The following is a 12,202-nucleotide window of genomic DNA, read 5'->3' as shown; positions in this document are numbered from 1 at the left end:
GCTCGAAGTGGCAACACTGCCGTCTGGTGCAGGCTCCGCACACAACAATAAGGCCTATATCTGTCATCGCCATACGCTGGGCTAATGCTTGACCAGCTGTCGACACTGGGAAGTTTCGCCGAACCCGTCGGCTGGGTGGTGCTTGCGGTGTTTCTGCTCGGTGTCGCCCTCGAGTACGCTGGCTACCCCGACCGGTCGCGGTCGGTGTTCGTGTTCGCGTGGGTGCTGTTCGCTGGCTTCTGGCTGTTGCTTATCTATCCGTGGTTCGCCGAAGACCAGAGCATCATCAGAGGGGCTGGCGCGACGCTTGCCGTTCCGCTGTCACTGCTCGTCGCGAAGGCCTTCTACGAGGGACGGGAGTCACTCGCGACGCTTTCCCGAGCAGTCGCGTTTATGGGGCTCATCTATGCGCCCGTCGTGATGATCCCCGTTCTGCACGACCGACTCATCCTGATCGTCGTCGACCACACCGAGTTCCTGATGAACCTGATCGGATACGACCCGCCGGTCGTCGTGGAACTCTCGGAGGTGGGTCTCGACCGGGAGATCAGCGGCAAGAGCAGCGACCTCAGAAACTCGTTTGTCTTTTTCCCGTACGAGGACGTTTCGGTCACCTACAGTATCGTCGTCGCCTGTACCGGGATCGGAAGCATGGCCGTCATCGCGGGCCTCGTCGCTGCGGTCCGCGCACCGCTCGACCGCAAACTGACAGCACTCGCGCTCACCATTCCGATCATCTACGTGCTGAACATCGTCCGAAACGTCTTCATCGGTATCAACTACGGGCATCAGTACGCACAGTTTTTCCCGGACCTGACGATGACGCTGTTCGGCGTCGACAACCCCGTTCGGGTGTCCTATCTGTGGGCCGACCGCATCATCGCACAGAGCATGTCGGTCGTCGCGATGCTTCTCATCATCTGGATCGTGGTCAGAGTTCTTCCGGAAGTGCTAGGAGTCATCGAGGATCTGCTCTATCTGTTGACGGGCACCGAGTACGACCTCGATGAGGTTCTCGACGTTTCCACGGCCGAATCTGAGTCATCGGACTAGCCTCTGACTGTGGCCACTTCGTGTCGTTACAGCCCACCCAGAACTTCCAACGCGTCACGTTCGAGTGGATGGAGGTCCCCGGGAATGATCAGCAAGTGAAGCGGCGGACCAAACGACTCCTCGGCGAGTGCTGTGAGCGACCCTGCTCGAACTGTCGGATCCGGGCTTCCGGCCTGACCGACGACGACACCCACCATGTCGAGATGGTCCGCCAGCAACCCCGCGGCGGTGTCGCCGGACATGAACCGCTCCGTCTCGCCGTCGATGTCGAGATAGACGAGCGTGTGCAGGTCCCGCTCCCGGTTGTCCGCGATTGTCTCGATGACGCTGTCTGGGACGCCGCCGTGTGTCTCCGCGAAGGGAAGCGTCGTCGCCTTTCCGAACCGGTAGTTCTGCAGCCCGGTGAGCGAACTTGCTGCCGTCTGTGCGGTCGTGCCGTGGATGACCTGCGTGTCGATCCCCTGCTCGTGGGCCCGCAAGCGCAAGTCGACGTGCGTCGTCGAGATCATCGTATCTCCGGCGGTGAGAAAGACTGCCTCTCCGTCGTCGGCGGCGTTGAGGATCGGTTCGGGGTGCTGTTCGACGCCCGCCCGGTCGCACATCTCGATCGTAATGTCGTGAAAGGCTTCGAGCGTGTCGAGATCCGCTCCTGCGAGCTTGCTGGTGTACCATTCCGCGAAGGCGCTGTCTGCCGTCTGGAGGACATCCCGTCCGCGGAGCGTGATCGACCGCTCATCGAACAGGCCGAGTCCGACGAAACTGAGCATACCCCGTCTCGGGTCGGTGCGCGGTTAACTGCTTTCACTGCCTGCAAGCGTCAGGCTTACCCTCGCCCTCTGTCGAGTGTTCGTATGGCTGTGCCGTGCGTGCGTGTCGACCGCGAGGCTGGCGAGCGAACGCGAGCGCGTCTCGCCGAGGCTGACCTCATCGACGAGACTCACGAAATCGTCTCTGCAGAGGGCTCGCTGTATATCCCGGTCAGCGACCCCGACGCAGTACCCGATTCGTTCGAGGTCGTCGAGCGGTCGGTGCCACGCCGGGAAACCCAGACGACGCCCGCAGACCTGCTCGATTTTACCCCTTCCTACGAACGACTCGGGGACGTGGTCATCATCGACGAGGACGACCCAACTCGCGCCGAGCAACTCGCAGAGGCAATCGTCGCCTCAGATATCCCCTGTGAGACGGTGCTCAATCGCGCCTCGAAGATTCAGGGGGAGCGCCGCGTTCGCGACTGGGAACTGCTGTACGGCGACCGGACAGAGGCCATCCATAGAGAGTACGGCTACGAGTTCGCTGTCGACCTGGCTGACGTGTATTTCTCGCCGCGGCTGGCGACCGAGCGCCACCGCGTCGTCGAGCAGGTCGCTCCGGAGGAACACGCCTTCGATATGTTCGCTGGCGTCGGGCCCTTCGCGATTCCGATGGCCGGGCACGGCGCGGAAGTTGTTGCCACCGATATCAACGACGTTGCGATCGAGTACTGTCGCGAGAACGCCCGCCGGAACGGCGTCGCGGAGCGTGTGACGGCCATCCACGGCGACGTGCGCGAAATCGCCCCCGACTACGCTGGCTGGGGTGACCGGATCGTGATGAACCTGCCCCACTCGGCCGACGAGTTTCTCGATACCGCGGTCGAACTCGCTGGCGAGGAGTGTGTCCTCCACTACTACGACATCCAGCACGAAGACGACCCGTTCGGGCCGGGAACGCGGGCAATACGCGAAGCGGCCGACGACTACGAGGTGACCGTCGAAACCGAGCGCGTCGTTCGGTCGTACGCCCCCCACGAGTACAACGTCGTGTTGGACGTTCGCCTCTCGCGGTAGGTCGGATTCGCAACGCTTAATGTGTGTTTCCCCGCTATGTCTGCATGCGTGCCGGTGTAGCTCAGACTGGCAGAGCGATTCCTTCGTAAGGAATAGGCCGAGGGTTCAAATCCCTCCACCGGCTTTCTGCTGCGAACGGACGTGAGCAGCGAAAGCCACGCGAGGGGTTTGAACGAGAGAAGACGCAGCCCGCGAACGAAGTGAGCAGGACCGTCTTCGCGTGGTTCAAGATCCCTCCTCCGGCTCTTTTTGCCGAACAACGTGAGACTGACGAGCCACGGGAGCTTTGCATCAGCGAGTGAAGCGAACGCAACGACCGTTGCTCACTGTCGCTGCACCCCGATGAAGTACGCGGGATTGCTGCTCCAGCGCCGCTCGAAGACAGTTCGGTAGTCGAACACGACCTCCCAGCCACCAGCGTTCCCGAATCGCGTGCGCAGTTCCTCGGGGGAGAGACCATAGATCTCGCGTTGGTCGTATCGGGCGTCCCCGAGGACGCAGTAGAGTCCGCCCGTCTCGACGACGTCACCGAGACCGGAGATGAATCGGTCGCGTTCGCGGTCGCCGAGGACGTGGAACATGGCACAGTCGACGACCGTCCGAAAAGAGAGGTCGGCGGTTCGCAACCCCGAGAGCTGCAGCGCGTCCCAGACGAGAAACCGTGCAGGGATACGCCGCCAGCGGGCCTTCTCAGTCGCTTGCCCGATTGCAAGTCGCGAGAGGTCGATGCCGAGTACGTCGTGTCCTCGCCGGGCGAGAAACAGTGAGAGTTCACCCGTACCGCAGCCGACGTCGAGTACCGGACTTCGGACCAGCCCAGCGTCGAGCAGTTGCACGAACGCCCGCTGGGGTCGACCGATGTCCCAGTTCGGAACGCCGGTATAGGCGGCGTCGTACACGTGAGTGAGCGGCCGCTCTAACTGCCGTCGCTCACCACTCATCTCGACGCCCACCGCTTGTCTCTCGTTTTGCCCTCGCTCTACTGTTCATACCTTCACGCAGTGGGCGCGTATCAATCAATCCACCGAGCGATCCGGTCGGCTCGTTCGTGCCCCTGGCAGTTTATCCTCGACCCATACGAGTGGCGCGTATGGCCGATCCGCTGTGGCCCACGTCCGTCCACGGCGAGCAACTGCTAGCTGATGGCCACACGAGGGAGACCGCACGCGAGTTCCCTCTCTCGACGCTGCCCGAACTCGACGCCGTCATTCCTCGATGCGCTCGCCGACGATCACACCGACGTGTTCGGCGACCGGTTCGACGGCGGTGACCGCAAAGCCAGCGTCGGTGAACGCGTCGACGAGGACGCCAATCGTCGCGGGGTCGTCGACTGTCTGGTCGTACAGCTCTGGGTTCAGCCCTTCGAGAAACATGATGTCGCCGAGGACGAACCGCCGCGGTTCGAGTTCGCCGATGAGCGCTATCGCCTCGCGCTTTTGCTCGTCGTCGAGGTGGTGCATCGCGTAGTTCGAGGTGACGATGTCCACGGTTTCGGGTGCGTCTGGTTCACGAAACCGGCCGGGTCCGAAGCTGACGTTGCCGAGGCCACGGTCTGTAGCTTTTTCGCGTGCCTTTTCGAGCATCCCTTCGCTGATGTCTCGCCCGACGACCTCCTTCGCGTCCTCTGCGAGCGCGAGTGCGATAGCCCCTGTCCCCGTTCCCAGGTCGAGAACCACGTCGTCCGATTGCGGTCGCGCGTGGTCGATGACCAGCGACACTGCGGCCTTGTATTCATCGGGCTTCTCCGAGTCGTACTCGGGGGCTTTCTCGTCGAACCGCGCGGCGTGCTCTTCGAGTGGCTGTTTCATACGACCATTTGGGTCCGTACCGTAATCAACGGCGCGACTTGGGGCCGGTTACTCGATGATCTCCATTTCGCTGTCTGGGATATGGATATTCCCGTAGGTCACCCCGAGAAGCAGCCCATAGACCATGTGTGCGACGCCGATCGAGGTGATGACGATCACAGCGCCGACGGCGTCGGGCACGGGAAACACCGGTTCCGGCAGCGACTGGACGTCGAGCGTGTTCATCGCGATTGGCAACACGACCCCAGTGTTCACGAGTCCGACCGCTGCCGCATAGAAGACACCGGCGATCACACAGCCAGACAGTGTCGTCATCTGCTCGCGAACGAGTGGGCGCGTGACGAGCAGCGTAAACACGAGGGCAAACAGCACGCTGTTTGCGAGATGGACAACCCAGCCGCCGATCACCGTCGGCCAGCCATAGACGGATCCGATAAACGGCATGACGTTTGCGCCCAGGTGAAAGATAATTCCCATGCCGATGCCGCCGATGATCCCGCCGGCGATACCTGCCCCCCACGTATCTCGAAGCGTTCCGACACCTGTCTTTGAGGCTGTATTTATGCCCATGCTGAATATCATGTTGCCTGTTACCAAATGACTGTCGGTGGTCGCAGACTGTAGGGTTTTATTCTGACTCTGGTGTTGTTTCTGTCCTGCCCTCGCTGACTTCCTGGGTCCAGCGTTTTTCGACATCCCGGTTCGCGATGACGACCAGGTCACCGTCGTCCGTTCGGATGCGCGTCTTTCGCAGGTCGATGCGCGTGATCGTCCCCGTCACCGACGCTGTCGTCACGAGGTCACCCTCGTTGAAATCGTGGTCCTGCAGGAGATACACGCCAGCGACTGTGTCTGCGATCATCTCCTTCAGCGCGAATGCGACTCCGAGCGCGATGAATCCGGTTGCCGTCCCGAGGCTGGCAGCGATATCACCCATTCCCAGAAGCTTCAACACCACGAGGATGACGCCGAACCACAGAAAGAGGCTCACGACGGTCACGAGGAGATCGACGATCAGGCCTTCCTGTGGCGTGTAGGCGTTCTCCAACACGATCCGGAGCCCGCTCCGAATCAGTCTGATCGTGATGTATGCGAGCACGAGCACGATCAGCGCAGAAAGCAGGCGTGGCACGGCGTTGATGACGTCGTCAACGAACTCCGAGATCACATCCGAAACCGAAGCGCTGTCTGCTGTGAGGAGCGTCTGGCGGAACATACACCCAAATGAGGCACCCGGACCTAAATCAATTCACCACGCTTCTCGGGGCGATTCGGATGGTCTGCGTTTATTTATCTGAACACCTCTGTCGACCGTGACGTGCCTCTGTCGGATCCGACACGGTTATGTTTCGGTTGGTCATAGACGGATCCAAGATAATGACGAAACGACCACTCCTGTACGCGCTGCTCGCTGCACCGTTCTTTCTGGTGATCGCGTCCCCGCTTATTGTCGTGATATCGGCGCTATTTGTCATCGCAACCGGGCAACCCCTGTTCGACTGGGGCTTTGGCTTCGTCATCGGGTCAGCTGTCGCAGTGTTTTACATGATTCTCGCGACCGCCGTCACGTACCGCTGGGCCAAGAACTGGGACGGCACCCCCGCTGACGTGGAAGTGGCGAAAAAGACCTCCTGAAGCGCTTTCGGATCGTTTTTCTGAGACACGTCATCTGCACTCCTGGCTAGTTCTATATCTCTATTTTCGTCTATGTATCTCTCAATATTCAACATAGTGGGATATTTACGTCATTCAGCGCTACGGTCGCGTGATGGCTGACAGTCCGTCGGACGCAACGCGACCGGGGTGTGATACTCCGTTCGCGTCCGTAGTCACAGCAGGAATCCGAACATTCTGTGACTGCTCGATGGCTGCTTCTGTACGTTGAACACCCATGAGCTCTGAGAACACGACCGATCCTGTGACAGATGCTGAATCGCTCGCTGACCCGCCCGCGTCTGCTGTCGACCAGACAACCACTGTCACGGGCGAGACGATAATCGAATCCGAGAGTCTGGACGTCTGGTACGGCGAGACGCAGGCGCTACAGGACGTCACCTTTGCCATTCCCGAACGGCAGGTCACCGCGCTTATTGGCCCTTCTGGCTGTGGGAAATCGACCTTTCTGCGCTCGGTCAACCGGATGAACGACCAGATCGATTCCTGTCGAATCGAGGGAGACCTCCGATTTCGCGGGAAGAACATCTACGACGACGACGTGGACCCAGTTGCGTTGCGTCGGACGATCGGAATGGTGTTTCAGGAGCCAAACCCCTTCCCGAAAAGCATCTACGACAACGTCGCCTACGGCCTGCGCGTTCAGGGCAAGGCCGACGATGTCGACGTCGACGCGAAAGTCGAGGAGTCGCTCCGCCGAGCGGCGCTGTGGGACGAGGTGAACGACCAACTCGATTCGTCGGGGTTAGCTCTCTCTGGTGGACAGCAACAGCGACTCTGCATCGCGCGTGCAATCGCCCCAGACCCGGAGGTCATCCTGATGGACGAGCCAGCCTCCGCGCTCGACCCCGTCGCCACCTCGAAAATCGAGGACCTGATCGAGGACCTCGCACAGGATTACACGGTCGTGATCGTCACCCACAACATGCAACAGGCGGCCCGTATCTCCGACAAGACCGCGGTCTTTCTCACTGGCGGTGAACTCGTCGAGTTCGACGACACCGGGAAAATCTTCGAGAACCCCGAACACCAGCGCGTCGAGGACTACATCACCGGCAAGTTCGGGTAGCGCGCGTCGTCTCACGCCGTTTGTCCTTGCTGTTTTTCGCTTTCGACAGTTCCTGACCGAACAGTTTCATCGCTGTTCTGAACCACTCTGCTGTCTGCCGGTTCGAAGCTGTCGTACACTCTATTTCGATATATCGAATTCGCAACGCGGCTCTTCGGGTGGTGGCTGCGACAGACAACGAACGGCTTTTGCGCCGGGCGACCCCAGTGTGGAGTATGACCGAGACGCCCATTCTCGACAACCATCTGCATCTGGATCCGGTCAACGGCCGCGGGGTCGAGGCCGCGCTCGACTTCGCCGAGGCTGGCGGGACGCATCTGCTCGTGCTCAACAAGCCCTCGTGGAATCTGGTCGACAGCGTCGACAACCCCTCTGCCTTCCGTGAGGCGTTCGAGCTGACCATCGACGTCACTGCTGACGCATCGGCGGAGCTTCCGGGGCGGGCCTGGCCCGTCCTCGGCGTCCATCCGGGGCTCATCTCTCGGCTCGTTGACGACGGATACACCCCAGCGGAAGCCGCGGCGTTCATGCAGGAAGGACTCGATATCGCGGCGGACTTTGTCGCTGACGGCCCGGCGCTTGCGATCAAGTCTGGACGCCCGCACTACGAGGTAGACGACGCAGTGTGGGACGCCTCGAACGACGTGATGCGCCACGCCTTCGAACTCGGTGCCGAGACGGGCTGTGCGGTACAGCTTCACACCGAGGGTGGCGAGGACTTCACGGAGGTTGCCGAGTGGGCGTCGGATCGTGGTCTTCCACCCGAGCAGGTCGTCAAACACTACGCTGGCGGGCGGGTGGACGGCCCGGTCGCGAGCGTGCTGGCAAACAAGGACGAACTCGAAGTGGCTGCTGAGGGCGACGCTCCGTTCCTCATGGAGACAGATTACATCGACGACCCGGACAGACCTGGCGCGGTGCTCGGCCCGAAGACCGTTCCACGGCGCGTTCGGTGGCTTCGCGAGCAGGGATACGAGGAAGCGATCCGACGAGCGCACGTCGACACCCCCGCTCGCGTGTACGGGATCGACACTGAAGCGACGCTGTCCTGACCCGCTGAAGCCGCTGCCTATCCAGCCGCCAGCGGTGTTCAAAGACTCGGGGCTTTCATGCTGGTCACACGTTCGATACTGCATATCTGAACACTACCTAGCCGCCGGTGCGAAAGGCATAACCCCCGAGACCCATACCGACAGGTATGAGCAACCAGCCGGGGGAATACTACACCGACGAACGCTGGCAAAACTGGATCGACCGACTCAGAGAGGAAGAGATCGACCCCGAGGAGGAAGACTCCGCGCGCCTTCTTCTGAACTTGCAGGACGACACCGCCATCGCGGTGGCGAAGATCCTCACCGATTACGACGACGGCGACCTCGACGAAGAGGCCGCGCTCGAGGAACTCACGGACATTCGCGAGGTCGTTCTTGCCGAGGTCTCCTTCGACGACGAGGAGAAGGCGATGCTCATCGACGGCGTGCAGACCTCGCTTGTCTGTGTGTTTCACGCCGCCGAGGAGTTCGTCGTCGGCGGCCCCGCCGAGGAGGGCACTGTCGAGGAGTACATCCAGGCGGCCGCCGACGCCGAGCGCGAAGAGGAGATCGATGCGGCGCTTGGCTACTGCGTTCAGGCCGGGACTCGAATCATCGACGGCGACGAACTGGACATTAGCATCGCAGACGACCTGGAGTTCGGGCTCGTTGCAGAGTGGATCAACGGGCTCGACAGCCTCCAGACCGCGATGCAAGACCCCGAGGTCATCGACGAAGAGGAAGACGAGTCTGACTGACTGACTGATCTTCGTGTGGCTTCCTCGTCTCGTGCTCAGTCGGAGGTCATCGGGGTCGTGTTGCTGACGGGCGTGATCGTTGTCGTCGTCGTTCTCGTCGGGACGGTCGTTCTCTCGGATATCACAACACAGGCAGAGCGTGGTCTGCGTGCAGGCCTTGAGAGTACCGTCGACGACACGACTGTGACGATCCGACACCAGGGCGGCGATAGCTTCGACGCGGCGACGGTCGAACTCACTGTTGTCGGTGATACCGAGTGTACCGCGAGGCTCACCGACGACAGCGTGACGACCGATGCTGGTGGTCGATTCGCATCTTGAGGGTGTGAAACCACTTTTCGATGCGGTTTCGGATGGTGTAGTCGAGCCGACCGCTCAACCCAAGACGAGAGAGGGCAGTCGAGTAGTCAAAGCCATCGACCAGAAACTCTGCGTCTTCGACATCGTGTTTCTCAGTGAGGCCGTGGAGAAACGCGGCTGCTGGATCGGTGCCGTGATGGCTGAATACAGCGATATCCAGCAATAGCTTTGTCTCAACGTCGATGGCAGCATACACCTATTGCCACTCGCCGTTGATCTTGACAGCAGTCTCGTCGACCGCGACCCGCGTCGGCTGGGCCGACGGCGAACGCCCTGGCGGGCGTCCCCAGAACTCGAAGAGTTCTGGTGTGCGAACGAGACACCTCGTGTCTCGTCAACGTCGCCGTCCGCTCCTGTTCCCAAACCTCATTCTATTCTGCTTCTACACTTTCATCGAGGAACTCTTCGAGTGGCAGAGACACTTACTCCAAGAACTCCTCACCTTCTCAAACTCACTAACTAGACCGTGCCCTATCAAATCTACTTTCGACAAACCGAAATAATGTTGCCCGTTCGGCCCCTTTGGTTCGGTAATGGCAACAACCGACTCCGACCATCTCGACATCGAGTCCATCAGGGCTGACTTTCCCATCCTGGAGCGGGAGTTCGGCGGCAACCAGTTGGTCTATCTCGACAACGCGGCGACGACACAGACCCCCGACCCCGTCATCGACACTATCGTCGAGTACTACCGGGAGACAAACGCCAACGTCCACCGGGGACTCCACCAACTCTCACAGGAGGCGAGCGTCGCCTACGAGGACGCCCACGACCGCCTCGCGGACTTCATCGGCGCGAGCGGCGGCCGCGAGGAGATGGTCTTTACGCGTAACACGACCGAGTCGGAGAATCTCGTCGCGTACGCGTGGGGGCTGAACGAACTCGGCCCCGGCGACGAGATCGTCACGACGGAGATGGAACATCACTCCTCGCTCGTCACGTGGCAACAGATCGGCAAGCGAACCGGAGCGGAGGTCAAGTACATCCGGATCGACGAGGACGGCCATCTCGACATGGACCACGCGAACGAACTCATCACCGAGGACACCCAGATGGTCAGTGCCGTCCACGTCTCGAACACGCTCGGGACGGTCAACCCCGTCGGGGAACTTGCCGATATCGCCCACGACCACGACGCGCTGATCTTCGTCGACGGCGCACAGGCCGTGCCGAACATGCCCGTCGACGTGGAGGCCATCGACGCCGACTTCTACGCCTTCTCGGGCCACAAGATGGCCGGACCCACCGGTATTGGCGGGCTCTACGGCAAGCGACACCTGCTCGATTCGATGGAGCCGTTCCTCTATGGCGGTGAGATGATCCGCCACGTCGACTACGAGGACTCGACGTGGAACGACCTCCCGTGGAAGTACGAGGCTGGAACGCCCGCGATCTGTCAGGGCATCGCGATGGCCGCAGCGGCTGACTACCTCGACGACATCGGTCTCGACAAGATCCAGCGCCACGAGAATGAACTCGCCCAGTACGCGCTCGAACGCCTCGACGAGTTCGACGACATCCGCACCTTCGGCCCCGGTCCCGGAACGAAACGCGGCGGCCTCGTCTCCTTCGACATCGAGGGCGTCCACGCACACGACCTCGCCGAGATTCTCAACGACCACGCTGTCGCCGTTCGCGCCGGTCACCACTGCACGCAACCGCTCCACGACAAACTCGGCGTGGCCGCGACCACGCGCGCCTCGTTTTACATCTACAACACGAAAGCCGAGATCGACACCCTGATCGACGCACTCGACGACGCCCGCCAACTGTTCGCCTGAGAGGGATGGCGGATCGCTGTCTCCTCATCTCTCGAACGCCGACGCGATGAATCCGTCGTCGACGGTGAGAATCTCCCCGGTCGTGTAACTCGCCGCGTCGCTCGCGAGATAGACCGCCGCGCCGACCATCTCCTCGGGTCGACCCAGACGCGCCTGTGTCGTGCGTTGCTTTATCGTCTCGTACCGTGGCTCACCGTCGGTGTAGGTTCCCTGCGTCTGCTCGGTGGCGACGAATCCGGGTCGGATGCCGTTCACTCGAATCTCGGGGCCGAGTTCCTTCGCTGCGACGCGGACGAAGGAGTCGAGACCACCCTTCGCAGTCGAGTACGCGGCGAGATCCGGAATCGCTGTCTTCGCCGACGCCGACGCCATGTGGATGATGGCCCCCTCGTCCATCTCGCGAGCGAACACCTGGGTTGCGCGATACGCACCCGTGAGTTGGACGTCGAAGACGTCCTCCCACTGCGATTCGGTCACGTCTTCGACGCCACTCCGTGCGAGGGTACTGGGTGAGTAGACCAGCACGTCGACGCCGCCGAAGGCCTCGACTGTGGCGTCACGGAGGTCGGTCACGTCCTCGCGGACGGTCGCATCGCACGTGATTTCGATCGTCTCGGCCCCGCGTTCCCGCAGTTCGTCGGCGGTTCGTTCGACCCGTTCCAGTGACCGCGATGTCGCAACGACGTCAGCGCCTTCTTCGGCGAATCCGAGCGCAATCGCCCGTCCGATCCCGCTCGTCGCCCCGATGACGACCGCCGTCTTTCCCTCGACAGTGACCGGGGTGTGCGTGTACTCCAGTGGCATGGGTACGAAACGGCGCGTTCGACAGTTGTAGTTTT

Annotated in this window: 14 protein-coding genes, 1 tRNA gene and 1 pseudogene; 9 read left to right on the top strand and 7 right to left on the bottom strand. The window is 61.4% G+C overall.

Going from position 1 to position 12,202, the window contains the following annotated elements:
• The first annotated feature begins 84 nt into the window (after positions 1-84).
• Complete coding sequence (gene artA, locus ACMGFL_RS12025) at positions 85-1,053, top strand: archaeosortase A (RefSeq protein WP_436935777.1); 969 nt, start codon at positions 85-87, stop codon at positions 1,051-1,053.
• Positions 1,054-1,079: 26 nt separating this feature from the next.
• On the opposite strand, the gene dph5 is transcribed toward artA, so the two are convergent.
• Entirely contained in the window at positions 1,080-1,820 is a 741-nt protein-coding gene (dph5, locus tag ACMGFL_RS12020; RefSeq protein ID WP_436935776.1) for a diphthine synthase, read from the bottom strand.
• Positions 1,821-1,904: 84 nt separating this feature from the next.
• Between dph5 and ACMGFL_RS12015 the strand changes: the two genes are divergently transcribed.
• Together ACMGFL_RS12015 and ACMGFL_RS12010 are read left to right on the top strand one after the other, a co-directional pair.
• Positions 1,905-2,882 (top strand): class I SAM-dependent methyltransferase, encoded by a 978-nt coding sequence (locus ACMGFL_RS12015; protein ID WP_436935775.1) that lies wholly within the window; start codon positions 1,905-1,907, stop codon positions 2,880-2,882.
• A 50-nt stretch (positions 2,883-2,932) separates the two neighbouring features.
• Positions 2,933-3,006 (top strand) — tRNA-Thr (locus tag ACMGFL_RS12010).
• 199 nt (positions 3,007-3,205) lie between these two features.
• On the opposite strand, the gene ACMGFL_RS12005 is transcribed toward ACMGFL_RS12010, so the two are convergent.
• The 4 genes from ACMGFL_RS12005 to ACMGFL_RS11990 form a co-directional block, all read right to left on the bottom strand.
• Positions 3,206-3,823, bottom strand: coding sequence for a class I SAM-dependent methyltransferase (locus ACMGFL_RS12005; protein WP_436935774.1), 618 nt, complete (start codon positions 3,821-3,823; stop codon positions 3,206-3,208).
• Between the two features lie 264 nt (positions 3,824-4,087).
• Positions 4,088-4,690, bottom strand: a complete 603-nt coding sequence (locus tag ACMGFL_RS12000) for a class I SAM-dependent methyltransferase (RefSeq protein ID WP_436935773.1) — start codon at positions 4,688-4,690, stop codon at positions 4,088-4,090.
• Between the two features lie 48 nt (positions 4,691-4,738).
• A complete protein-coding gene (locus ACMGFL_RS11995; RefSeq protein WP_436935772.1) occupies positions 4,739-5,260 on the bottom strand; it encodes a hypothetical protein in 522 nt (173 codons plus the stop codon).
• Between the two features lie 58 nt (positions 5,261-5,318).
• The gene (locus ACMGFL_RS11990) at positions 5,319-5,906 is read right to left on the bottom strand and encodes a mechanosensitive ion channel domain-containing protein (RefSeq protein ID WP_436935771.1); all 588 of its coding nucleotides are present in this window, start codon (positions 5,904-5,906) and stop codon (positions 5,319-5,321) included.
• A 161-nt stretch (positions 5,907-6,067) separates the two neighbouring features.
• Here ACMGFL_RS11990 and ACMGFL_RS11985 point away from each other — a divergent pair, with 161 nt between their 5' ends.
• From ACMGFL_RS11985 to ACMGFL_RS11965, 5 genes are all read left to right on the top strand, one after another.
• Entirely contained in the window at positions 6,068-6,325 is a 258-nt protein-coding gene (locus ACMGFL_RS11985) for a hypothetical protein (RefSeq protein ID WP_436935770.1), read from the top strand.
• A 256-nt stretch (positions 6,326-6,581) separates the two neighbouring features.
• A complete protein-coding gene (pstB, locus tag ACMGFL_RS11980) occupies positions 6,582-7,433 on the top strand; it encodes a phosphate ABC transporter ATP-binding protein PstB (RefSeq protein ID WP_436935769.1) in 852 nt (283 codons plus the stop codon).
• A gap of 215 nt (positions 7,434-7,648) precedes the next feature.
• On the top strand, positions 7,649-8,485 hold the full coding sequence (locus ACMGFL_RS11975) for a TatD family hydrolase (protein ID WP_436935768.1): 837 nt from the start codon (positions 7,649-7,651) through the stop codon (positions 8,483-8,485).
• Between the two features lie 146 nt (positions 8,486-8,631).
• On the top strand, positions 8,632-9,222 hold the full coding sequence (locus ACMGFL_RS11970) for a DUF2150 family protein (protein WP_436935767.1): 591 nt from the start codon (positions 8,632-8,634) through the stop codon (positions 9,220-9,222).
• Positions 9,223-9,237: 15 nt separating this feature from the next.
• Positions 9,238-9,543, top strand: a complete 306-nt coding sequence (locus tag ACMGFL_RS11965; RefSeq protein WP_436935766.1) for an archaellin/type IV pilin N-terminal domain-containing protein — start codon at positions 9,238-9,240, stop codon at positions 9,541-9,543.
• Here ACMGFL_RS11965 and ACMGFL_RS11960 read toward each other — a convergent pair.
• Positions 9,512-9,998: pseudogene (locus ACMGFL_RS11960) on the bottom strand (DDE-type integrase/transposase/recombinase); the annotation flags it as partial. The gene ACMGFL_RS11965 and the pseudogene ACMGFL_RS11960 overlap by 32 nt on opposite strands.
• 117 nt (positions 9,999-10,115) lie before the next feature.
• Between ACMGFL_RS11960 and ACMGFL_RS11955 the strand changes: the two are divergent.
• A complete protein-coding gene (locus ACMGFL_RS11955) occupies positions 10,116-11,363 on the top strand; it encodes an aminotransferase class V-fold PLP-dependent enzyme (protein WP_436935765.1) in 1,248 nt (415 codons plus the stop codon).
• Between the two features lie 24 nt (positions 11,364-11,387).
• On the opposite strand, the gene ACMGFL_RS11950 is transcribed toward ACMGFL_RS11955, so the two are convergent.
• Entirely contained in the window at positions 11,388-12,167 is a 780-nt protein-coding gene (locus ACMGFL_RS11950; RefSeq protein WP_436935764.1) for an SDR family NAD(P)-dependent oxidoreductase, read from the bottom strand.
• Positions 12,168-12,202 lie beyond the last annotated feature (35 nt).

This window comes from Halovenus marina, assembly GCF_051414115.1.
GTDB lineage: Archaea > Halobacteriota > Halobacteria > Halobacteriales > Haloarculaceae > Halovenus > Halovenus marina.
The sequence above is the reverse complement of the archived record's forward strand: the minus strand, read 5'-3'. Positions and strand labels throughout refer to the sequence as shown.

Bases quoted from the DNA above. Each gene is read 5' to 3' on its own strand.
- artA (WP_436935777.1), top strand. From the start codon at position 85: ATGCTTGACCAGCTGTCGACACTGGGAAGTTTCGCCGAACCCGTCGGC.
- dph5 (WP_436935776.1), bottom strand. From the start codon at position 1,820: ATGCTCAGTTTCGTCGGACTCGGCCTGTTCGATGAGCGGTCGATCACG.
- ACMGFL_RS12015 (WP_436935775.1), top strand. From the start codon at position 1,905: ATGGCTGTGCCGTGCGTGCGTGTCGACCGCGAGGCTGGCGAGCGAACG.
- ACMGFL_RS12005 (WP_436935774.1), bottom strand. From the start codon at position 3,823: ATGAGTGGTGAGCGACGGCAGTTAGAGCGGCCGCTCACTCACGTGTAC.
- ACMGFL_RS12000 (WP_436935773.1), bottom strand. From the start codon at position 4,690: ATGAAACAGCCACTCGAAGAGCACGCCGCGCGGTTCGACGAGAAAGCC.
- ACMGFL_RS11995 (WP_436935772.1), bottom strand. From the start codon at position 5,260: ATGGGCATAAATACAGCCTCAAAGACAGGTGTCGGAACGCTTCGAGAT.
- ACMGFL_RS11990 (WP_436935771.1), bottom strand. From the start codon at position 5,906: ATGTTCCGCCAGACGCTCCTCACAGCAGACAGCGCTTCGGTTTCGGAT.
- ACMGFL_RS11985 (WP_436935770.1), top strand. From the start codon at position 6,068: ATGACGAAACGACCACTCCTGTACGCGCTGCTCGCTGCACCGTTCTTT.
- pstB (WP_436935769.1), top strand. From the start codon at position 6,582: ATGAGCTCTGAGAACACGACCGATCCTGTGACAGATGCTGAATCGCTC.
- ACMGFL_RS11975 (WP_436935768.1), top strand. From the start codon at position 7,649: ATGACCGAGACGCCCATTCTCGACAACCATCTGCATCTGGATCCGGTC.
- ACMGFL_RS11970 (WP_436935767.1), top strand. From the start codon at position 8,632: ATGAGCAACCAGCCGGGGGAATACTACACCGACGAACGCTGGCAAAAC.
- ACMGFL_RS11955 (WP_436935765.1), top strand. From the start codon at position 10,116: ATGGCAACAACCGACTCCGACCATCTCGACATCGAGTCCATCAGGGCT.
- ACMGFL_RS11950 (WP_436935764.1), bottom strand. From the start codon at position 12,167: ATGCCACTGGAGTACACGCACACCCCGGTCACTGTCGAGGGAAAGACG.